The organism is Bradyrhizobium sp. LA6.8 (assembly GCF_040547935.1).
In the GTDB taxonomy this organism is placed as follows: Bacteria; Pseudomonadota; Alphaproteobacteria; order Rhizobiales; family Xanthobacteraceae; genus Bradyrhizobium; species Bradyrhizobium barranii.
Genome location: NZ_JBEPQQ010000004.1, coordinates 96,417 through 118,635 on the forward strand (window position 1 = coordinate 96,417; position 22,219 = coordinate 118,635).

The 22,219-nt window shown below is 66.1% G+C and carries 15 protein-coding genes; 6 read left to right on the forward strand and 9 right to left on the reverse strand.

Features of this window, described 5'->3' with window-relative positions:
* The first annotated feature begins 377 nt into the window (after window positions 1-377).
* Complete coding sequence (locus ABIA90_RS20670; RefSeq protein ID WP_063981599.1) at window positions 378-1,703, forward strand: MFS transporter; 1,326 nt, start codon at window positions 378-380, stop codon at window positions 1,701-1,703.
* A gap of 16 nt (window positions 1,704-1,719) precedes the next feature.
* On the opposite strand, the gene ABIA90_RS20675 is transcribed toward ABIA90_RS20670, so the two are convergent.
* From ABIA90_RS20675 to ABIA90_RS20690, 4 genes are all read right to left on the reverse strand, one after another.
* The gene (locus ABIA90_RS20675; RefSeq protein ID WP_028156428.1) at window positions 1,720-1,953 is read right to left on the reverse strand and encodes a hypothetical protein; all 234 of its coding nucleotides are present in this window, start codon (window positions 1,951-1,953) and stop codon (window positions 1,720-1,722) included.
* Window positions 1,954-1,973: 20 nt separating this feature from the next.
* Window positions 1,974-3,092, reverse strand: a complete 1,119-nt coding sequence (locus ABIA90_RS20680) for a DUF2336 domain-containing protein (RefSeq protein ID WP_166343635.1) — start codon at window positions 3,090-3,092, stop codon at window positions 1,974-1,976.
* Between the two features lie 199 nt (window positions 3,093-3,291).
* Window positions 3,292-6,936, reverse strand: a complete 3,645-nt coding sequence (locus ABIA90_RS20685) for an AsmA family protein (protein ID WP_354122015.1) — start codon at window positions 6,934-6,936, stop codon at window positions 3,292-3,294.
* Between the two features lie 270 nt (window positions 6,937-7,206).
* Window positions 7,207-8,436 (reverse strand): cytochrome P450, encoded by a 1,230-nt coding sequence (locus tag ABIA90_RS20690; RefSeq protein WP_354122014.1) that lies wholly within the window; start codon window positions 8,434-8,436, stop codon window positions 7,207-7,209.
* Window positions 8,437-8,567: 131 nt separating this feature from the next.
* Between ABIA90_RS20690 and ABIA90_RS20695 the strand changes: the two genes are divergently transcribed.
* The 4 genes from ABIA90_RS20695 (at window position 8,568) to ABIA90_RS20710 (ending at window position 12,127) form a co-directional block, all read left to right on the forward strand.
* Entirely contained in the window at window positions 8,568-9,179 is a 612-nt protein-coding gene (locus ABIA90_RS20695; RefSeq protein WP_085399746.1) for a TetR/AcrR family transcriptional regulator, read from the forward strand.
* 312 nt (window positions 9,180-9,491) lie between these two features.
* Window positions 9,492-9,782 (forward strand): hypothetical protein, encoded by a 291-nt coding sequence (locus ABIA90_RS20700; protein WP_166101726.1) that lies wholly within the window; start codon window positions 9,492-9,494, stop codon window positions 9,780-9,782.
* 129 nt (window positions 9,783-9,911) lie between these two features.
* Window positions 9,912-11,117, forward strand: a complete 1,206-nt coding sequence (locus tag ABIA90_RS20705; RefSeq protein ID WP_354122013.1) for an NAD(P)/FAD-dependent oxidoreductase — start codon at window positions 9,912-9,914, stop codon at window positions 11,115-11,117.
* A gap of 92 nt (window positions 11,118-11,209) precedes the next feature.
* Window positions 11,210-12,127, forward strand: a complete 918-nt coding sequence (locus ABIA90_RS20710) for an MBL fold metallo-hydrolase (protein WP_166353337.1) — start codon at window positions 11,210-11,212, stop codon at window positions 12,125-12,127.
* Window positions 12,128-12,221: 94 nt separating this feature from the next.
* Here ABIA90_RS20710 and ABIA90_RS20715 read toward each other — a convergent pair whose 3' ends face one another.
* The 4 genes from ABIA90_RS20715 to ABIA90_RS20730 all read right to left on the reverse strand — a co-directional run bounded on the left by ABIA90_RS20715 (window position 12,222) and on the right by ABIA90_RS20730 (window position 19,626).
* The gene (locus ABIA90_RS20715; protein ID WP_354122472.1) at window positions 12,222-12,971 is read right to left on the reverse strand and encodes a hypothetical protein; all 750 of its coding nucleotides are present in this window, start codon (window positions 12,969-12,971) and stop codon (window positions 12,222-12,224) included.
* Window positions 12,972-13,059: 88 nt separating this feature from the next.
* Complete coding sequence (locus tag ABIA90_RS20720) at window positions 13,060-15,645, reverse strand: EAL domain-containing protein (protein ID WP_354122011.1); 2,586 nt, start codon at window positions 15,643-15,645, stop codon at window positions 13,060-13,062.
* A 156-nt stretch (window positions 15,646-15,801) separates the two neighbouring features.
* Window positions 15,802-17,103, reverse strand: a complete 1,302-nt coding sequence (locus ABIA90_RS20725; protein WP_354122010.1) for an MFS transporter — start codon at window positions 17,101-17,103, stop codon at window positions 15,802-15,804.
* A 93-nt stretch (window positions 17,104-17,196) separates the two neighbouring features.
* A complete protein-coding gene (locus ABIA90_RS20730) occupies window positions 17,197-19,626 on the reverse strand; it encodes a bifunctional diguanylate cyclase/phosphodiesterase (protein WP_354122009.1) in 2,430 nt (809 codons plus the stop codon).
* A gap of 287 nt (window positions 19,627-19,913) precedes the next feature.
* Here ABIA90_RS20730 and ABIA90_RS20735 point away from each other — a divergent pair, with 287 nt between their 5' ends.
* Complete coding sequence (locus ABIA90_RS20735; RefSeq protein WP_354122008.1) at window positions 19,914-21,080, forward strand: ABC transporter substrate-binding protein; 1,167 nt, start codon at window positions 19,914-19,916, stop codon at window positions 21,078-21,080.
* A 155-nt stretch (window positions 21,081-21,235) separates the two neighbouring features.
* Here ABIA90_RS20735 and ABIA90_RS20740 read toward each other — a convergent pair whose 3' ends face one another.
* Window positions 21,236-22,213 (reverse strand): hydroxyacid dehydrogenase, encoded by a 978-nt coding sequence (locus ABIA90_RS20740; protein ID WP_354122007.1) that lies wholly within the window; start codon window positions 22,211-22,213, stop codon window positions 21,236-21,238.
* Window positions 22,214-22,219 lie beyond the last annotated feature (6 nt).

The following is a 22,219-nucleotide window of genomic DNA, read 5'->3' on the forward strand; positions in this document are numbered from 1 at the left end:
TCTGGCGCTTCGTGTTCGTCCAACAGGAGGTTGAGAAGCTGGCCATGATTGCGATCGAGTTTCCGCCGACGCAGAAAGGCGCGAGCTTCAAACGCGATGCCGGCAAGGCGAGGATCGAGTCGGCCGGGACGGCGATGACAAAATAAGATGATGTTCGCGATCATCATGGCGGGCGGCCGATGCCTCGGCCGCCCCCGAGCGTTAGATGGAGCGTGTCGCGTGCTTCGTCTCTCGTCCAGCTTCGAGCATGACAGCACGACTGTCACTTTGGCTTGAACGTCAAAATGCCGTTTGCACTCATCGTTCGCACCCGTCATTGTTTCGCAACGCCGCCCGGATGTTGAGCGGGTTCCGGTGATCAAACGGGAGGCCTTGCCATGCAAGACGTCGAGAAGCGTGTCATTGGCAAGGTTATGTGGCGGCTTATACCGTTCCTGATCGTCTGCTATTTCGTGGCCTATCTTGACCGCGTCAATGTCGGCTTTGCCAAGCTGCACATGAACCAGGCGCTGGGTTTAAGTGAAGCAGCGTTCGGACTGGGCGCGGGCTTGTTCTTCGTCGGGTATTTCCTGTTTGAAGTGCCCTCCAACATCTTCCTGGAACGAGTCGGCGCGCGCGTCTGGATCGCCCGCATCATGATTACGTGGGGGATCGTCTCGGCGGCCTTCGCATTCATCCCATCGATATCGGCAGCAACGGGAATACCGACGACGGGCGTCTTCTACTCTCTTCGGTTGCTGCTCGGCGCCTGCGAGGCGGGATTCTTTCCTGGCATCATCTTCTATCTGACCCTGTGGTTCCCGGCGGTTTACCGGGCTCGGGTGATCAGCCTGTTCATGCTGGCGATCCCGATTTCGTCCATCATCGGGTCGCCCATCTCCGGGCTTCTGCTCGGCGTGACCGGTTGGGGATTGGAAGGCTGGCAGTGGCTGTTCATTCTCGAGGCGCTGCCGTCGGTCGTGGTAGGCATCTGCGTCCTGCTCTATCTGACCGATTTTCCGCGCCAGGCCCGCTGGCTGCAACAAGACGAGATTGCCTGGCTGGAAGACGTGCAGGCCACCGAGAAGCGAAACAAGGAGAAAGTCGAACACCTGTCATTGGGTCAGGCGCTCACCGATTACCGCATTTTGTTGTGCGCTCTGGTGTACTTCTGCCTAAATGCGGCAAGTTACGGCGTGGCGTTCTTCCTGCCAACCATCATCAAGGGTTTTGGCGTCAGTGATACCCAGACCGGCTTGCTCGCAGCGCTGCCCTTTATTTTCGGGGCCGCGGGCATGGTGCTGCTTGGTCGTCATTCCGATCGCACCATGGAACGAAAGGGTCACGTAGCCGCGGCACTGTTGATGGCAGCGGTGGGCATCGGAGTGGCAGGTCTCGTTTCCAACTCCGTCCTTGTCATGGCATTGCTTTGCTTCGCACAGATCGGCGTCTCCGCGGTCCCCCCGATGTTTTGGCCGCTGCCGGCGAGCTTTCTAACGGGAGCATCGGCTGCCGCCGGCATCGCCGCGATCAACTCGCTTGGAAATCTTTCCGGCTTCGCCGGTCCTTACGCAATGGGCTACCTGAAGGACTTAACCGGCAGCTTTACCGCAGGGCTTCTGTTGCTGGCAGGTTGTGCGCTGGTGGGCGCAGTCGTTGTCGTGCTGCTGCGCATCGATGCAAGGCGCGAGCAAGTGTCCGGCGAAATCGCGATGGCGCACTAGACGCTGGTGATCGTCGCTACCTGAAATAGCCGAGCACGAGATCGATGTCCGAGCTGCCGGCGACCGTGCCGTTGAGCTCGGCGTCGATGACGCGGCGGCAGGCTGCGATCGCGGCGTGATCGCCGAGATCGTTGGCGGCTTCCAGCACGAGCCAGGCGGCGTCGACGGAGGCCTTCTCGGGGGCCGAACCGCCGGCATCGACGGGCAGGCTCTTGTTCTTGCGAATTGCGGTGCCGAATTGAGGCAACATGGCAAATACTCCCCTCTGGCTCAGTGCACCTGGAGCTCGGGCTGACGGCCCGTATCGGCACCCGCGCCGGTCTTGCGCGACTGGTAGAACTTCAGAATGCTGCGCGACGTCTCGATCTTGAGCTTGCCGAACTCGCGCTCGCTGTCATGAAGCTCGCGCGCCGTGATCAGATGATCCTTGGCGCCGAGGAACAGCAGCGACATGGTCGTGTCCCACGAGAAGTCGAGCGCCTTGCACAGCACCAGAAGTATCTCGCGATTGCGGTCCATCATCGCGCGCTCGATCACGTCGACCGGAAGCGACGACAATAGTGACAGGCCGATCTGCACCTCGTCGAAACGGTGCTGGCGCGCATAGTTCGAGATCGAGTCCTGGTTGAGGTTACCCTGGCGGTACTGCGTCGTCACCACGCGCTTGGCGACGAAATAGCTGCGCGAGGACGGACCGAACTTGGACTGCAGATCGCCGGTGACGTCGGTCACCGAGCTCTGGATCTGCGCCATCATCTCGGGCCGCTCGTGCTCGAGGCGGCGGCGGACGTCTTCCGACGCCTTGGAAATGAGCTGCTGGAAGATGTGGCGCGGCACGTCCTTGCGCAGGCCGAGCTGCTCGGCGAGGATCGAGTCGCCCTCCGCGCGCCTGACCATGTGCAGCAGGCCCGAGCCCGAGAAGCGCGCGCCCTCGTTCCTTGCGACGGAGGTCACGACCGCCTGGTCGCCGCGCTTGACCAGCACGTCGGTGACGGCTTCGCCGATCGACTTGCGCTGGGCGATCGCAAGCAGATGCGCCTGGCCCTTGGTCATGGCGCTCTGGACCAGCATCTTCTCGTCGATACGAGCGGAGTCGCGCAGCACGGGACCGGCCACGTCGATCTCGTCGTCGAGGGCGAGCTTTTCGATGACATTGAGCGGAGCGTGGTCGCAGGCCGACATCAGCTCGGAGAGCTGCGCCCGCGCGGCGACCTCGATCTCGTCGGCGAGCCGCCCGATGACCTCGCCGAACATGCTGATCTCGTCGTCGCTGTAGCGGCCGGTGATCAGGATGTCGGTCGCATGCCACAACGCCTTCGCCCGGCTCTCGTCGGTGCCGCGCGCGATCGCGTCGTCCAGATCCTGCAGAAGCGATTTCGCCCCGTTCATCTCGTTACCCCAGTTCTTGGCTAGCCATCCCGCTCGTGCTGGCAGGACGCCGAATTCCTCTGGGAACCGACACTAGAGATCAAACGCGAGAATCCAGTAAAGTCGGCAGATCAGTTTTGCCGAGCAAAATTCGTTAAAATGCGCGGGAATGGGTTTACCGGCGGGCAAGGGCCAGCGCTTGCCGAACAGGCTGCCGCGTTCACGGATTCGACGGCGTCAGCACCAGCGGTGGCTTCGGCTTGGGTTTTGCGGGCGGCGGGCCCGGCGCCGGCCTCACCTCGATCGGCGGCGGCAGCGGGGCGATCTGCTGGCTCGCGAGCGGCGGGCTTGTGAGTGGCGGGCTCGGCACCGCGGGCGCTGCCTGCGGCGCCTTCGGCGTCGGCGCGGCCTTTGGCTTCGGCGGCGCGCGGCGCGGATCGCGGCCGGGCAACGGCACGTCGGTCAGCGACGGCTCGGGCACCGGATCGGGCGAGACCAGCGTCGGCAGCGCCGCGGTCGCCGGCGGCGGCTCGCCGCGCTCGATCGCGTCCAGCCGGCGCGTCTCGCGATCGATCGTACGCACCGCGAGCCAGGACGACAGCGGCGCGAGATCGACGGTGCGGCTGAGCTTGTCGGGGGGACCTGCCGCGAACAACTGGATCTCCGGCGGCGCGCCGGAAAGCCCGGTCATGATCGGCGTCAGGCTGGCGCGGATGTCGGCCTGGTCGGCGGGAATGTCGTAGCCGCCAGAGACGATGGCGCGGGCGTTCTTTGCTTCCAACGGTGTCGCGCCGACGCGCAGGCGCCCGTCGCGGATCGTGAACGGGATCTGCGCCGAGGCGACCGCGATCGGACCTGCCGACAGCGCGGGCTCGACGAGCTGCCGCAGCCTGTTGTCGTCGGCAACCTGGCCGCCGTCGCTGGCGCGGATGGCGATCTCGAAGGCACGCGGATTGAGGCCGCTGATTTCCGCGGCCTCGAGCGTCACCGTGCCATTGCCGGCGAGCGCACCGGTCAACGCCGCAACGCTGCGGCCCTGGCTGGTCAGGGCCATCTGCACCGAGGCGCGTCCCTTGGGCAATGCGAGATCGCGGTAGCGCAGCGCCGCCGCATCGACATTGCGCAGCTCGATACGTGCATTCAGCGCAACGCCATTGGCGCCATTGCGCGCGTCGAAACTCGCCGACATCTCACCGCCGCCGACACCGCCCTTGAGCGCGTCGAGCGCGAGCGACTGGCCGTCGCTCCGGATCGTGCCGCCGACGGGGCGCAGCTCGATGCCGTCAGGCAAGGTGCCGCGCAAGGCCTGGAAGGCGATCCGGCCGCGCCAGCCGCCGAGCAGCCCCGCACTCAGGGGATCGCCGGCATCATGTCCGGCGGCGCCGATGGCCATTGCGAACGCGGGCGCAAGATCGAGCGCGTCGAGGCCGATTTCGCCATCGACGCTCTTCTCCTGGTCGAGCGTCACCGCGAGATGGCCGCGCAGATGCGAGCCGGCCGCGCTGCTGTCGAGATCGTCGAAGGTCAGGCGGTTGCCGGAGAGGCCGACGCGCGAGGACAGGTTGACGCTCTGCACCGATCTGTCGGTTGGACTGGTCCCGAACAGCGGCGCCAGATTGGCATTGCGCACGCGCAAATTCACGCTGGCCTTCGGCTGGGACGAATTGGGGTCCGACAATTCGATGCTGCCTTGCGCATCCGCATCCAGCCCGCCGCCACTGAGCTTTGCGTTCAATTGCAACGGCCGGCGCCACGCGCCGCTCAACCGGCCCTCGAACTGCGAAGGGCCCTCGCCCGCGGCGGCGACGCGATCGAGGCCCAGCAGCGCCAGCAATGCGCCGGCCTTCGGCGTCGAGATTTTCGAGTCCAGCGTGAAGTCGCTGTTGCGCAAGCGGTCGATGTCGATGCCGTTGACCGCCGCCACCGGCGTCTGCCCGGCCAGCGTCGCCGTTGCCTTGAGCTGCGGCGCATCGAGATCGAGCACGGCGCGCGCGTCGTTGCGATCGGCATGGTCGGCGTTCTTGTCGAGGCTGAGGTCGAGCTTCAGCCGCGTCGCGCCGGGCAATGACGGGATGGCGTCGAACCGTGCGCGCACCGAAGGCGCAATCGGCTCGAGCAGCGCGGTGAGCTCACGCAGCGAATTGGCCGAGGATTTCAGCGCGAGCTTGCCGGTGGCATGAACGCGGTCGAAGCTGCCGCTCGCTTCGGTGGTCACCCCGCTCGCCTGGCCGAAGCGCAACTGCTCCAGCGACAGCGCCGCAGGGCCGTAGCCGAGCTTCGCCGTGAACGGCCGCAGCTCCTGTCCGGCCGACATCGCGCGGCCGACATCGAGCGCAAGCTTGGCTTCCTCCGGCCATTCGCCCTGCGGCCCCGCGAGCGCGCGCACGAAGCTTGCGGCGGCATCGAGGTCGAGACGGTCGGCCTTGAGCTCGGCGTCGATCCGCGAGCCCTTGCTCGCGCCGGTCTGGACGAAGGCGATGCGGCCCTCCACCGCGCCGCCCTCGATCTCGGCCTTCAACCTGTCGACGGCGAGATGGTTGGCGGCGATGGTCACGTCGCCGGCAAGGCGCAGCGGCCGCGTGCTACGGCGGTTGATCTCGCTGCGGCCCTGGAGCCAGGCCACCAGCGTATCGGGATCGGACGACTCGACGCTGAGACGGCCACTGAAGCTGTCGGCGCCGGGCGTTGCGCCGTTGAGCGAGAGCTGCGTCATGCCGGGTGCGCGCAGCTCGAGCCGCTGGAAAGTCCAGGACCTTCCGTCGGTCTGAAGCTCCGCCGTGATGTTCTGGAGCGGACGCCCGCCCAGCATGATCTGGTCGGAGTTGAACTCGATCTGCGCCGGCATCGGCGCCTGCGGGATCGCCGCAAGGCCCGCGCGCAGCGCCGGCAAGACGCGCTGCGGCTCGGCATCGTCCTTGCCCGCCAGCTTGTCGGCATCGACCTGGCGCGCCGACAGCACCGCGCGCAGCAGCGGCGAGGCGCCGAACCTGACATCGCCGACACCGCCAAACTTGAGCGCATTGTCCTCGGCGCCGAAGCTCGCATCGATCTGATCGAATTTGGCGCCGGCCGGATCGGCCTTGAGCTTTGCCGTGAGCTTCCAGGGTGTCGGCCCCGCCGTGCCCGCCTTCTTGACCGGGGGCACAGCGAGCGTCAGCGCGCCGTCGAATTTCGGCAGGCGGTTGTCGAAGGCGAGCACGCCTTCGAGATCGGCCAAGATTGCGCGCTCGCCGGGATCGATGTTGAGGTGGAGACGGGTGGCGCTGCCGTCGGCGCTCGGGCCGGAGGAGACGCGGAACGGATAGCGCACCCCGGTGGCGGTGAAACTGCCGTCGCCGCGGACCGAGCCGGCCAGCGAGCGCACGTCGCCGGAAAAGGTGATGTCGTTCAATTCCAGCGTCGAGCGGCTGGCGGCATCGTGCAGGGCGATGCGGCCGGTGAGGTTCAGCCGTTCGATCGCGAGCGAGGCCAGGTTGAAGGTGCCGCTCGCGGTGGACGGCAAATCGACCCGGCCCTTGGCATCCAGGCCGAGATCCACCGCCATGCCGTTGACGGTCAGCTCGGTGGCGCGCCATTCGCCGCGCATCAGCGAGCTCAGGCTGAACTCGACGTCGAGCTTGTCGGCGCGCAGGCGGCCGAGATCGTTGTTGCCGCCGAAGGTCACCGAGCGCAGCCGCAGCGTCGGCGCCGGCAGCAGCCGCGCATCCAGTTCGCCCGCCACCCGCACCGGCACGCCCATGATCGTGCCCGCCTCCGCCTCGAACTGGGGCCTGAATTGGTTCCAGTCGATGAAGTAAGGCCCGATCAGCGCGGTCAGCAGCGCAATGATGAAGGCAATCGCCAATCCGAGCAGCGTCGTCTGCACGGGTCTCCCCTCGGCCAAATCGGCCCGGGCCGAACCTGAGGGCCTCAGGCGCGCCGGAACAGCCCCTTATATAAGGGGAAGTGTGGCGAAGTCACAGCGACTGTTGCGCGCGGAGGTTAACGCTGGCGGGAGACCCTCATGGTGAGGAGGCGCGCTAAGCGCCGTCTCGAACCATAGAGGCCCCCGCGCCCGCGGCCATCCTTCGAGACGGCTCCTTTGCAGCCTCCTCAGGATGAGGACCGGCGCTCGCAGATGCAGCGCTGGCGGCCATCACCAGCTTGCCGGCAGGCGTTTCAGGCCGCGCAGCACGAAGGTCGGGCGCCATTCCGGGTTCTCGACGTCGTCGATGCGCAGATCCGGCAGCCGCCGCAACAGCGTCGCGATGGCGATTTCGGCCTCGATGCGCGCCAATTGGGCGCCCAGGCAGAAATGGATGCCGCCGCCGAACGACAGCGGCTTGACGTTGGGCCTGGTGACGTCGAGCCTGTCGGGGCGATCAGGGTAGACCGCCGGATCGCGGTTGGCCGAGCCGAGCAGGCACAGCACGGTCTCGCCCTTTGGGATGCTCTTGCCGCCGAGATCCGCGATGTCCTCCAGCGCAACGCGTCCGGTCATCTGCACCGAGGAATCGTAGCGCAAGAATTCCTCGATCGCGTTGACCATCAACTCGGGCCGCGCCTTCAGGAGCGCGAGCTGATCCGGATTGCGGTGCAGCGCGAGCAGGCCGTTTCCGATCAGATTGACGGTGGTCTCGTGGCCGGCGCCGAACAGCAGGATGATGTTGGCGGTCAATTCCTCGTTGGTGAGCTTGTGGCCGTCTTCCTCGGCCTGCACCAGCTGGGTGGTGAGATCGTCGCCGGGATTGCGGCGGCGCAGCTCGAACAGCTGCTGGAAATACATCTGCGCCATCATGTTGCCGGCGTTGCCCTTCGCGATCTCCTCCGGCGTCAGCGGCACGGGGTCAAGCAGCCGCCCGCCATCGCGCGAGCTGTTGTAGAAGGTCTCGCGATGATCCTCGGGGATTCCGAGCATGTCGCAGATGATGGTGACCGGCAGGCGGAAGGCGAAATCCTCGATCAGGTCCATGTGGCCGCGCTCGATCACCGCATCGATGGCCTGGTCGACGATCGCCTGGATCCGCGGCCGCATGTCCTCGACGCGGCGGGCGGTGAAGGCTTTCACGACGAGGCCGCGCAGGCGGGTGTGGTCGGGCGGATCGGATTGCAGCATCCAGTGGCTCATGCTGCGGAACACCGGCTCGTCCATGATGGCAGGGCTATAGCGGCGCTTGGAGCGCTCGACAAAATCCTTGCCGAAGCGCTTGTCGCGCATCACGAGGCTGACATCGGCGTGGCGGCTGGTGACGAATTGGCCGAACGGCGTCACATGGATCGGCTCCATCGTGCGCAGCCGGTCATAGTGCGGATAGGGATCGCGGATGAAGTCCGGCGACAGCGGGTTGAACAGCGGTCCGCCTGTGGGTTGCACTTGCTCGTTCATGGTGACCTCAATCGGTTGCCGCATGACACGAATACGCCGGCAGCCCCCTTGCGTGCGCGGCGTAACCATCCCCAAGATTATAAACTCGATACATTGTTGTATCGAGTTGCATTCTGCCCTAACCTGCGCCGATGTCAAGGCTGAGAACCAGGCCGACCAGGGACCACACACGCGACAAACTGTTCGAGGCGGCCGCGCGCGTGTTCGAGGCGGACGGCATCGGCGGCGCCAGCATCGAGGCGATCGCGGCCGCCGCGGGCTTCACCCGCGGCGCGTTCTATTCCAACTTCAAGAGCAAGGACGAATTGATCATCGCCATGCTCGAGGATCATGTCGAGCAGTCGATCCGGCGCAACCTCGACATCCTCGCGCAGCACGACAATCTCGACGATTTCATCGCGGCGCTGAAGACGATGGATCGCAGCCGGCAAGACCCGCTCGGCCGCTCGCCCCTCCTGCACATGGAGATGATCCTGTTCGTCGCGCGCGCCGAGAAACGCCGCCCGGAGCTTGCCAAGCGGCTGCGCGCGCGGCGCAAGCTGGTCGCCGACATCGTCGAGGCCACGCTGAAGAGCAACGGCAGGAACGACACGCTGAATCCACCGTGGATGGCCTCCGTCGTGCTGGCGCTGGAAGATGGCTTTCGCCTGCACCGCCTGATCGATCCGGAGACGACGCCGGCCGACAGTTTTCTGCGCGCGATCACGGATCTCAGGCGCAGGACGGGATTATCGTCGAACTAGCCTGGATCGCCGATATGAGGCTCGCGACCGGACCGTCATCCGACCGGCGTTGGATTCTCCGACAACTCGCCGTCCGCCCCCAATCGTGCGTTTGTGAAAACGTGGGCCTGCTTGCGGCAGGATCGGACAAGGCATGGCCGCTTCGGGAAATACGCCGGGCCTCCGCGCCGCTAACCGGTGAGACACCGAGCGATTGGCGCAGGCGCGTGGGTTAGCAGCAATCTCTCGACAGGGACGGCAATCGCTCTGGCGCAGTCGACGATCCGGTTGGCTAAACATCGCAACGTCACATCATGGGGACGGAGACAAACGATGGACAGGAAACGGCTTGCAATCGCGCCACGACGGAAGGCCGTCTCGACGGCGCTCATGTACGGGCTTTCGCTGACCGTGCGTTTCACCTCGCCGACGGCCGAAGAGGCACCGCCACAGATCGCACAAGACGCCAAGGTCTCGACGTCGATCCTGATCGATCGGGGCTGGACCAACAAACCTGCGCTGCCGGTCGCCCTGCGCGGCTGGCCATCGGGCCCGCGAAGCTGCCGCGCAGGATGTGAAGGCCCTGCGCTGCTGTCCTCGCTGCCGAACTGCACCGCGCCGTAAAGGCCCGGCGGTCTCCGTCTCACCTCTTCGCGTCATCATCGCTCGCAACAGGCACTGCTCGCATCGAGCGGCGGCGATGGCGCGCGTTTCGAACCAACAAACCCAGAACCAAATCCAGGAGTGAACCACATGCGACTGCTCATCATTGGCGCCGGCTTCGCCGGCATGTACGCCGCCCTCTCCGCCGCCCGCCTGCGCGACATTCAGGGGGTCTCGCCGGAAGAGCTCGAGATCGCGCTCATCGCACCGGAGCCGACGCTGGTGGTCCGCCCTCGGCTCTATGAGCCGAAGCCGGAAACCCTGACGGCGCCGCTGCTCGATGTCCTCAAGGCGATCGACGTCGACTACATCCAGGGGAGCGCCGAGACTGTCAACACCGAAGCGCTGACGGTGCAGATCTCGACTCCCAAAGGCACCCGCAAGACCCTGTCCTACGACCGCCTGGTGATCGCCACCGGCAGCCGCCTCTTCCGACCCAACATTCCCGGCCTTGCCGAACACGGCTTCAGCGTCGACTCGCTCGACGATGCGGTTGCCCTCGACAAGCATCTGCATGGCCTCGCCGACCGGCCGGCCGTCAATGGACGCGACACGGTCGTGGTCGCCGGCGGCGGCTTCACCGGCATCGAGGCGGCGACCGAGCTGCCCGCACGCCTGCGCGCCATCTTCGGCCAAAACGCCAGGACGCGCGTGATCATCGTCGAGCGTAACGGCGCGATCGCTCCCGACATGGGCGAAGGCTCCCGCCCGGTCATCGAGCAAGCGCTGCGCAAGCTCGGCGTGGAGACAAGGCTCGGTACCGGCGTTGCCTCGCTCGACAGATCCGGCGTGACGCTGTCGACCGGCGAACACATCGAAACCGAGACGGTGGTCTGGGCAGCCGGTATTCGCGCCGCGCCGTTGACGGCGCAGATTCCCGCCGAGCGCGACAATTTCGGCCGGCTGCTGGTGGACCGCGATCTGCGTGTGCCCGGCATCGCCGGTGTCTTCGCCACCGGCGATGCCGCGCGGGCCGCATGCGACGACGAGGGCAATTACGCGCTGATGTCGTGCCAGCACGCCACGCGGATGGGCGCCTTTGCCGGCAACAATGCCGCCGCTGAACTCCTGCGCGTCCCGACCAGGCCGTATCACCAGAAGGCCTACGTCACCTGCCTCGATCTCGGCGAAGCCGGCGCACTGTTCACGCGCGGCTGGGAGCGCAAGGTCGAGATGGTCGGCGACGTCGCCAAGAAGACCAAGCAGGAGATCAACACGGTCTGGATCTACCCGCCCCGCGCCGAGCGTGCCGCAGCGCTCGCGTCGGCCGATCCGGAGCGTGTGACGAGCCTCTAGAAGCGCGAAACGATCACGGCCGCACCTCCCTGGCTGCGCGGCCTGCTCAACCAAGACCAGCCGGGAGCCCTACCTTGAAACAGGAGACCAACATGAACCTGCACAACACCTCATACCCCGCGACATCAAAGCCGGAAGAGCTCGTTCCATCGCGCTACGCGCTGAAGGTCGGCGAGATCGACGTGCTGGTGGTCAGCGACGGCGTGCTGCCGCTGCCAACCACGATGCTGGCGCACAATGCCGACCCGGCCGTCCGGGCGACCTGGCTGCACGACATGTTCCTCCCGCAGGACGCTTTCGACTGGGCGTTGAATGTGGTCGTGGTGCGCAGCGGCGACAAGACCATCCTCATCGACGCCGGACTGGGGTCCGACCCGGATCTGCACTTGCCGCGCGCCGGCCAGTTGATCAAGCGACTGGAGGCCGCCGGCATCGATCTTTCGTCCGTGACCGATCTGGTGCTGACTCACTTGCACATGGACCACATTGGCGGACTGCTCGTCGACGGGGTGAAGGAGCGGCTGCGTAAAGACCTCCGGATCCACGTGGCGGCCGCCGAGGTCAAATTCTGGGAGGCGCCCGATTTCTCCCACACCGCGATGCCGCCGGGCTTCCCGGACGCGCTTCGGGCGACCGCCAAGCGGTTCGTCAAGGAGTACGGAAGTCAGCTGCGGCAGTTCGATGAGCAGCACGAGGTTGCGCCGGGCGTCGTCGTTCGTCGCACCGGCGGTCACACCCCCGGACACAGCGTGGTTCGCGTGGCATCCGGCGGCGACGGGCTGACATTCGCCGGCGACGCCGTGTTTGCCGTCGGGTTCGATCAACCCGACTGGCACAACGGTTTCGAACACGACCCCGAAGAGGCGGCGCGCGTTCGGGTCGGTCTGTTGCGAGAGATTGCCGCGAGCGGCGAGATGCTGGTGGCGACCCACATGCCGTTCCCGTCCGTCGGCCATGTGGCGGTCGCCGGCGACGCCTTCCGCTGGGTGCCGGTGTTCTGGGACTACTGATCGCTCGCTGAGCCAACGTGAGACCAGGGCGCGCATTCATGGCGGGCCCTGGTTTCTATGCGGCGAACCGAGTCAGCGCGGCGCGCCACCGATATTAGATCCGATCGTTGATCAGGACGCCGGACAACGACGGATCGTTCGCATTGGTCGTATCGCCTGATTTCGTCGCGCTATAGGTCGAGTCCGCAAGCGAGCTTTTCAGCTGCTGGAGAAACTGTTGCAGCAGCTCCGCCGTCGAATTGCCGCTTGACGAGTCGTCCGTGCCGTTGACCGAGGGAGGCTCGCCGGATGGCGGTGGCCCGTCCGGCGGCGGTCCACCCGCTCCGTGCGGTCCATGCGAGAGCGCCGCCTTGAAAATTCCTTGCAACTCGGTGGCCTGCTCGTCCGTCAGCTTGCCGGCCGACACTTGCTGCTGGATGAGGCCATTAATCTTCGACGCGAAGGCGTCGGGCGAAGATGCCCCGCCGCCGGATTGATCGCTTGCGCCGGTTGACTGCAACGCGGAGCCGATGCTGCTGAGCGCGGCCGACAGCGCCGACTGATCCGACGCATCGATCGCGCCGGAACCGACTTCCGTTTGCAGTTCGTCTTGTAATTGTTGCAACGGTGATGAGCGGTGGTGATGGGAGGAGAGCGCAGAAATCGAGGTCATGGTGGCTTTCCGTGCTTTTGGCGGACCCGAGGTGACGTTGCCCCGAGTCCCATCCAGTCCTGAGTTCGCCCCGGCAGTTGGATTTGCCCGGTTGCACGGTGGTAGGAACGGGAGCTGGCGCGGAGCATTTGGCAGGGCGCCGCGCCGGTTGCTCGATATTGCCAATCGGCAATCAGTAATATCCAGAAACAAAAATCCGACCAGCCGATCGTCAGCCGGCGCTGGAGCTACCCGTTGAAAGGGATGACTGCCGGATTGTGCGCGAACGCCCTGGAGCCGACTATGCCGACCGCTTCACCACGTCGCGATCTGCCGGCGTAACATCGAGCCGCCCCAGCATCGCCCTCGCCTGCTCGGCGCAGTGCTCGATCAGCCAGCGTTCGAATGCGACCGGGGGCAGCGCGGGCGCGTAGAGGAAGCCCTGGACGACGTCGCAGCCGAGCTCGGCCAGCGTCTTGCGCTGGCCTTCGGTCTCGACGCCTTCGGCGACGACGGTCATGCCGAGGCCCTGTCCGACGCGCACCACGGCGGTGGCGACCGCGAGCGCGCCCGCGTCTCTCTCGATGTTGCGCATGAAACTGCGGTCGATTTTCAGCTCGCGGATCGGCAGATGCGCGAGCCGGCTGAGGCTGGAATAGCCGGTGCCGAAATCGTCTACGGACAAGCCGATGCCGAGCGCGCGGATCGCATGCATCGTCTCCAGCGCGGCGGCGCCATCCTGCATGAAGGTTCCTTCGGTGATCTCGAGCATCAGCGCGTCCGACGGCAGATCGTATTCGGCGAGGATGTCCTTGAGCCGCGCCGCCAGCGTGACGTTGCGGAAATTGATCGGCGACAGGTTCACCGACACGCTGGGAATGTTGAGCCCGGCGCGGCGCCAGTCCGCCATCTGCCGGCAGGCCTCACGCACCGACCACAGGCCGATCTGCTCGATCAAGCCGCACTCCTCGGCGAGCGGGATGAATTTCGCCGGCGAGACGTCGCCGAGCACGGCATCATGCCAGCGCGCCAATGCCTCGACGCCGTGGACGGCACCGTCGCAACTGCGGATCTGCGGCTGGTAGCTGAGGGTCAGCGCGCCCTCGGCGATGGCGCGACGGAGTGCTGCAATCAGCGCCAGGCGCTGCTCGGTGAGCCCGTTCATTTCGGCGCTGAAGATGCGATGGGTAGAGCGGCCGGCTTGCTTGGCCATGTACATGGCCGCGTCCGCCTGCTGCATCAAGGTGTCGATGTCGGTCGCATGGTCGGGATAGAGGCTGATGCCGATGCTTGCCGACATCTGCAGCTGCCTGGAGCCAAGCCGCAGCGGCGCGGCGAGCGCCTCCGCGACCCCGGCCGCGACGCGCTCGGCGCTCTCGGCATTGCGCTGCGGCAGCAGGATGACGAACTCGTCGCCGCCGAGCCGTCCCAGCATGTCCTCAGGGCCGATCTGCTCGCGCAGGCGCTGCGCGAGCTGGATCAGCAGCTCATCGCCGGCGGCGTGGCCGAACGTGTCGTTGACGTCCTTGAAATGATCGACGTCGAGGAAGGCCAGCGCGACGTGGCTGCCGGTCGGGCAGGCATCGATGGCCGTGGTGATCAGGTGCCGCAGTTGCGCGCGGTTCGGCAGCCCGGTGAGAATGTCGTGATAGGCGAGCCGCGCGATCTCGGCCCGCGCTTCCTTGCGCTCGATCGCGAAGGCGCCGAGATCGACGCAGGCGTTGACGATGCGGCGGTGCCAGTTGCTCGGCGCGCGCGTTTCACGGAAATAGAAGGCGAAGGTGGCGATGACCCGGCCGTCCTTGGCCTTGATCGGTGTCGACCAGCAGGCGCGCAGGCCCACTTCGAGCGGACGCGTCTTGTAGGGCTGCCAGCGCGGATCGGTGTCGAGATCTTCGGCCAGCACCGGTTCGCCGTAGAAGGCCGCGGTGCCGCAGGATCCGACATTCGGACCGATCGCGATGCCGTCCAGTGCACGCGAATAGTCCTCGGGCAGGCTGGGGCCGCCGAGCGGATGGACGAGGCCTGCGGCATCGACGTGAAGCAGCGAGCAAACCACGTCGGGCGCGATCTCCTCGACCCGGCGGCACAGCCTGTCGGCGATATCGGTGATCGGAACCTCGTCGGCCAGCGCACTCATGATGAGCTGCTGGAGCGAGCGCAGCTGCCTGGTCTCGGTGATGTCCTCGAGCAGCGCGAAGATGTGCCTGGCACGGCCCTTCTTGTCGCGGAAGACGTCGATACGGGCGCAGACCCAGATCTCCTCGCCGTCCTTGTTGTAGACCAGCGTCTCGATTTCGCCGCGGCGGCCGCCGGTCATCAGGCGCTTGACGAGCTTCGCGACGGCCTTCCGATCGGTGTGGCGGCCGGCGATCAGCGCGCCTGCGCGGCGGCCCTCGGCCTCCTCGCTGGTGTAGCCAAACAGCGTCGCGAAGGTGGAATTGACGTAGACGATGTTCTGCTCCGTGTCGGTGATGAGCACCGCGCGGTTGGTCTGGTCGGAGACAGCGTGGAGAAGCCCGATTCTGACGCGGCGCTCGGCCTCCGCGGTGACATCACGCGCGAACACGACGTGATGGTTGACGCCGCCACGCGTGACGGATGACAGCGAGATGGCCGCCCGGATCCGGGTGCCGTCGCGCCGCACGAGGCTGATCTCGTCGCGGAACTCCGCGACCGGATCGGCCTGAAGGCATTTGAGCGTGAGAAGTTCGGCGTCGCGGCCGAGCGCCTCGGCGCGCGCGAGTTTCCAGATCCGCTCTGCACCGGCATTGAAATGCGTGATGCGACGCGCGCTGTCGACGATGACGATGCCGCCGTCGGCGCATTCGAGCGCAGCCAGCAGCACGTCCGAAATTTCTGTCATGGGACAATCGGCGGCAGACATCGTTGGACCCGGATGCATCGGGAAGATGGCAAGGGGGGCCGAGGCTAGCGCCGCGATGGTGTCCAAGACGTTTTTGCAACCGGGTCGCGTCCGGCCAAGACGCGACATGATTAACGGCTCGCGAAAGCTGCGAAGACAATCCGATGCATTCGGAACCTATTCGGCCGCGCTTGTGGGCTTGAGCTTGTGCAGCCGGCCGGCCACCGCCCGCACCTTGCGGGGAGCGGCCTGCCAGACCGCGAGCGCCGACAGTCCGCTCACGACCATGGCGATGGCGAAGGCGAGCGTGTAGTCGCCGGTGCGATCATAGAGAAAACCCGTGAGCCAGGGACCCGCCGCGCCGCCGGCCAGGGCCGCCAGCATGATCGTTCCAAAAATGCTGCCCTGGTGCCTGCCCTGGAAGATCTCGAACACCACCGCGCCCATGATCGAGGTGAGGCCGTAGCCGAGCGCGCCTTGCGCGAACACCATGACATAGACCAGCCACAGCGACGGCTGGAATTTCAACGCCATCAGCGCCGCGAAGCAGATCGCAAAGCCCGCGCAGCTGATCGCCCACACCCATTCCCGCCCGATCCGGTCGGAGACGTGGCCGAGCAGGATCTGGCCGGGAATGCCGAGCAGGCTGACGATGCCGAGCGCCCACACCGCGACGCCGGGGCTGAAGCCGATGTCGAGCAGGAATTTGGTCTGGTGCACCTGCACCGCGTACCAGATGTACAGGCCGCTGAAATAGCCGAGCGCGATCCACCAGAAGCGCGCGGTCGCAACCGCCCGCTTGAGCGTCCAGTCGGTGCCGACCCAGACGGGATCGACGATGTTGGAAACCGGTGTCGCCGCGCCCGCCGCCGGCGTGGCATCGCCGTCCGGCTGGAGGCCGATGTCTTCGGGTCGCTTGTGCAGGAACAGATTGATCGGCGCCAGCACGACGAGGATGAGCAGCCCCATCGCGGTACAGGCGGTGCGCCAGCCGGTCTCTTCGATCATGTGCTGCACCCACGGCAGCAACGTCACCGAGCCGATGCCGACGCCGGCAAAGGCGATCCCGATGGCGAAGCCGCGCTTGCAGATGAACCAGTTCGGCAGGAACAGCGATTGGCCGGAATAGCCGAGACACACCGAGCCGGCGCCGACCATGACGCCGATGGTCACGTAGAGATGCCAGGGCGTGCTGGTGAGTGGCGCGAGCAGCAGCCCGCCGCCCATCAGCACAACACCGAGCTCCATCACCGCACGCGGGCCGGCGCGATCCATCAGGCGACCGATCAGCGGGCTGACGATGCCCGACACGACGAAGCCGAAGGAGAACGCGCCGGCAGTGACGCCGCGTTCCCAGCCGAATTCCGAGATGATGGGAGGAAAGAACAGCGAAAACGCGGTGCGCGCGTTGACGCCGATCGCCATGGTCACGAAGGTCACCGCGACCACGACCCAGCCGTAGAAGAACGGAAGCCGCATGTTGTGCTTATTTCATCCCTAGATGGTGCTACCGACCATCCGGGGCCGTCTGGGTCAAGCGATTTTCACGAGATGCCCCTCTGGGCCGGGCGCTCAGGCCGCGTCGCGCTGCGAAGCCCGGACGGGCGCGTCGAATGCGATCTGGTCGACCGGCTGCGGGCGGCCGAACAGATAGCCTTGCGCAAAATTGACGCCGAGCGCCGTCAGCCGCTCGAACTCTTCGCGTGTCTCGACGCCTTCGGCGGTAACCGACATATCGAGGCCGCGTGCGAGCGTCACGATCGAGGCGATGATCGCGGAGCTGCGCGGCTGATGCGTGAGGTTGCGGATGAAGGACTTGTCGATCTTGATCTTGTCGAACGGGAACGTGGTCAGATAGCTCAGCGAGGAATAGCCGGTGCCGAAATCGTCGAGCGCCAGCTCGATGCCGATGTGCTTCAGCCGCTCCATGAAGGCGAGGTTCTCGACGCCGCGTTCCAGCAGCACGGATTCGGTGATCTCGATCTCCAGCCGCTGCGGCGCCAGGCCGGAATCTGCCAGCGCCGCGCAGATCGTCTCGAACAGCTCGGCTTCCTTGAACTGGATCGGCGACAGATTCACGGCAACCATGAGATCGCATGGCCAGGCGGCGGCGTCCGCACAGGCGCGCCGCAGCACGAATTCGCCGAGCGGCACGATCAGCCCGGTTTCCTCGGCAAGCCCGATGAACTGGTCCGGCGGGATCAGGCCGCGGCTCGGATGCCGCCAGCGCACCAGCGCCTCGAAGCCGCGACGGCCACCGCTGGCGACGTCCATAAAGGGCTGATAGTGCACTTCGAGCTGGCACTGCGCGATGGCATCGCGCAAATCGCCTTCCAGCGTGTTGCGGGCCTCGAGCTCGGCCGACATCGCCTCGTCGTAGACGGTGAAGCAGTTGCGGCCGGCCGATTTCGAGCGGTAGAGCGCGAGGTCCGCCTTCTTCAGCAACTGCTCCTGGTCGCTGCCGTGGTCCGGTGCGATCGCGATGCCGATGCTGGTGCCGATCTCGACGCGATGGCCCGGCAGCAGGAACGGCTCGGCCACCAGCTTCGCGATCCGCGCGGCGAGCTCGGTCGCGCAGGTCCGCTGATCGTCGCAAGCCTCCTGGATGATGGCGAACTCGTCGCCGCCGAGCCGCGCCAGCACGTCGGTGGCGCGCAGCGCAGATCTCAGCCGCAGCGCCACCTGGCGCAGCAGCGCATCGCCCGCACCGTGGCCTAGCGAGTCGTTGACGTTCTTGAAGCGGTCGAGATCGAGCATCAGGATCGCGAACGGCAGGCCCCGCACGCTCAACTGGCTGTTCATCATGTCGAGCCGGGTCAGGAAGAAGGCGCGGTTCGGCAGCCCGGTCAGGATATCAGTCTGGGCGAGCTCCAGCACCCGCCGGTTCGCCAGCGACAGCCGCCGCGAGTTGCGGCTTGCGAGCATGAGATAGGTTGCGAGCGACAGCGTCAGCAGCATGCCGACGACGATGACGGCAACGGCGCGGTCGTAGGCCGTCTCCAGCGAACCGCCGGCCGTCGGCATGGCGCGCACCTGCCAGTCGGTATCCCCGATCTTGAGGCTGCCCGACCAGTGCAGCGCCCGGGCGACGTCCCGCATCGACTGCGGCGACGTGGCGGCCGACGAATAGTCCGGCAGGGTTTGTTCCAGGCTGACGATCTGTCCCGTGAAGGGCGGATAGACGTTCACGCTGACCGCGGGGCTTGCTCCCGTGGTCACGCGAATGGACTGGATCAGCAGCGGCAGGTCGAAGACGCCGACGACGAAGCCCGCCAGATTGCGGCGCCGGTCCGCCACCGCCTCGCGCGAGGTTCCCTTGGCGTAGACGGGAATGGCAACGAGCACGTCGGGCTGCCGGCCGCCCTCCTTCGGTTCGTAGAGCCGCGTGCGAATGGCGGCGACGCGGTCGTTGTCGCGCGCGCGCTCGAGGGCTGCGCGGCGCTCTGGAACGGTCGCGTAATCCATGCCGTAGACCGACGACGTCTTCGGCTGGGTCGAGTAGAACACCGGGAAATATTCATCGGCTTGCGGCGCGGTCGCGAAGGTCTCGCCCTGGAGCGACTTGATGCGATAGCCGGACACGCCGTCCGTGGCCGCGGCGGCCTCGTATTCGGCGCGCTCCTTGCGGTTGACGCGCGGCAGCCAGGAGATGCGCAGCATGCCGGGATGACGTTCGAACAGCCGGGAGCTGAACGTCTCGAATTCGCTGCGGGTGATTTCCTCGTTGGTCGATTCGAACAGCGTACGCAGCGCGACGAGCCTGGAGATGTACTCGCTCATGCCGTTCTGCATGACGATGGCTTCGGTTTCGGCGGCGTTCTCGAACTCGACCCTGTTGACGCGGTTTTCCCATCGCGCCACGGCGGCGGCGCCGACGAGCGAGAACAGAAGACCGACGCCGACTGCGACCAGCGCAGGGCGATAGAGTCCGAGCAGCGGCGCGGCACGCCACCAACCGGTCCTACGTTCCCGATCCTGATCGTTCTGACCCCGACCGCCCATCTTGATCCCGCAAGTCCCCCTCGGCGCGGCAACCCACTTCTGGTTGAGCTGCCGGAACTGCTATCGGACAAGGATCGGGGTTAAGAACCGCACAATTTCAGAACCGGGTCGTCGCAGATTGCGCGGCTTAGTTAACGATTGGCCTGCAAGCAGGACCCATTGTGCGAGCAATTTGCCGCTTTTCCCCGGAGTCTTACGGAGCACCGTCACATCAGGGGTTAGCGAGCTGTTCAGGGCGACGGGACTATCGTTTCCGGCAGGTATTCCCTTATCCGGCAAACATCCTCATGACACGATCGCGATCAGCGGCCTGCGTCGCTCTGGCCGTCGCGCTACTCGCCGCGGCCAATCCTGCAGCGAAAGGCGACGAGGTCGGCGTCAGCGACGATGCGATCCTGTTCGGCCAGGCCGCCGCGCTCGAGGGCCCCTCCTCGGCGCTCGGACAGAGGATGCGGCAAGGCATCGTCGCGGCATTCACCGAGATCAACGAAAAGGGCGGCGTCCACGGCCGCAGGCTCCAGCTCATCAGCCGCGACGACGGCTACGATCCCGACCGCTCGGTGGCGCAGACGCTGCGGCTGATCGAGGACGACAAGGTGTTCGCGCTGATCGGCGCGGTGGGCACGCCGACCGCGATGGCGACGATACCGATCACCAGTACCAGGAACATTCCCTTCATCGGTCCGTTCAGCGGCGCCGAATTCCTGCGCGACCTCGAACTCTCCAACGTCGTCAACATTCGCGCGAGCTATGGCGCGGAAGCCGAAGCGTGGATCAAGCACCTCACCGAGGATCGCCAGTTCACCCGCATCGGCATCTTCTACCAGGACGATTCCTTCGGCCGCGACGGTCTTGCCGGCGTGAAGAACGCGCTTGCCAAGCGCGGCCTCGAGCTCGCCGCCGAAGGCACCTTCGAGCGCAACACCCGCGCGGTCGGCTCGGCCTGGCGGATGCTCAAGCGCGCCGAGCCCGAGGCCATCGTCATGGTCGGGACCTACGGCCCTTGCGCGGAGTTCATTAAGCTCGCGCATCGCAGCGGCTTCCATCCGACCTTCGTCAACATCTCCTTCGTCGGCGCCAATGCGCTCGCCCGAGAGCTCGGCCCCGACGGCGAAGGCGTCATCGTCTCGCAGGTCGTGCCGTTTCCCTGGGATCGCTCGCAAAAGCTCGTCGCCGACTACCAGGCGGCGCAGCAGGCGTTCGACCCGGCGCTGACACCGGACTTCGTCTCGCTGGAAGGCTATCTCTCCGGCCGCCTCGCTGCCGCGGCGCTGGAGAAGGCCGGGCCGCAGCCGACCCGCGCGAGCCTCCTGCGCGCCATCAACGATGTCGGCCGCTTCGACATCAGCGGCAGCATCGTCACCGTCGGCGCGCGCATGACCGACGCGCCGCCGAAGGTGTTTTTGACCGTGATCCAGAAGGACGGAACGTTCAGGGCGGTGGATCGGCTTTAGCTGCAGCAGGACGTCGTCATGCCCGGGCTTGTCCCGGGCATCCACGTTCTTGGCATCGCGGGCAAAGGCGTGGATGGCCGGGTCAAGCCCGGCCATGACGATGCGGAAGCTTTGGTGCGCACAGCGACTGTATAACTTGCGTTAGCTCCGCAGCTTCACGGCCGCCGCGTCCAGCGGTCGGCGTTCACTGCGCCCGGCGGGACTTCGCCTTTCACAATCGCCTCGACCTGCCGCACCGTTTCCAGCGACTGATATTCGATCGCCTGCGGCGTCAGCCCGCCGACATGCGGCGTGGCGATGACGTTGGGCAGTTTTGCGAGCTCCGGGCTCGGCATCTGGTCGGGCGCGCGGCCGACGTCCATCGCCGCGCCGGCGATGCGGTACTCGCGCAGCGCGCGTGCCAGCGCGGCCTCGTCGACGAGATTGCCGCGCGAGAGATTGATGAACACGGCATGCTTCTGCATGCGCGCCAGCGCCGCCTCGCCGATCAAATTCTCGGTCTGCTCGTTGGCGATGGCGAGGCAGACGACGTAGTCGGAGGCACCAAGAAGCTCGTCGAGACTGACCTGCCGGATCGAACCGTCGCTGACATCAGCGAAGGGATCGGAGACCAGCACCTCCATGCGCATCACCTTGGCGATTTCGGCGAGATAGCGCCCGATGCTGCCATAGCCGATGATGCCGATCCGGCTGCCGGCGAGCTGGCGGCCCATCCGCGCCTCGACCTTGCGGCCGGCCTGGTAATCCGCCGTCGCCCGGGACACGCCGCGGGAGAGATCGACCATGTAGCCGATCGCAAGCTCGGCCACCGCCTGCACGAAGCCCGGACCGGCGCGGGTCACGAGCACGCCGGCGTTCGAGGCTGCATCGACGTCGACATTACGGATGTCGACGGCACAGCGGACGAAGGCACGCAGGCGCGGCAGTTGCGCAAAGATCTCGCCGCGCCCTTCGGTCATGCGATCGGCGACGATGATATCCGCATCACCAGCCGCGCGCACGAGGGTAACCGCGTCCAGCGTGTCGTCGCTCTCGTGCAGGATCACCTCGGCGGCCGCGCGCAGGCCATTCAGGCTGCGGTCGCCGTAGTAATTGCGGCGCATCTCCGGCGTGTGAGCCAGCAAGACTTTCACGACAAG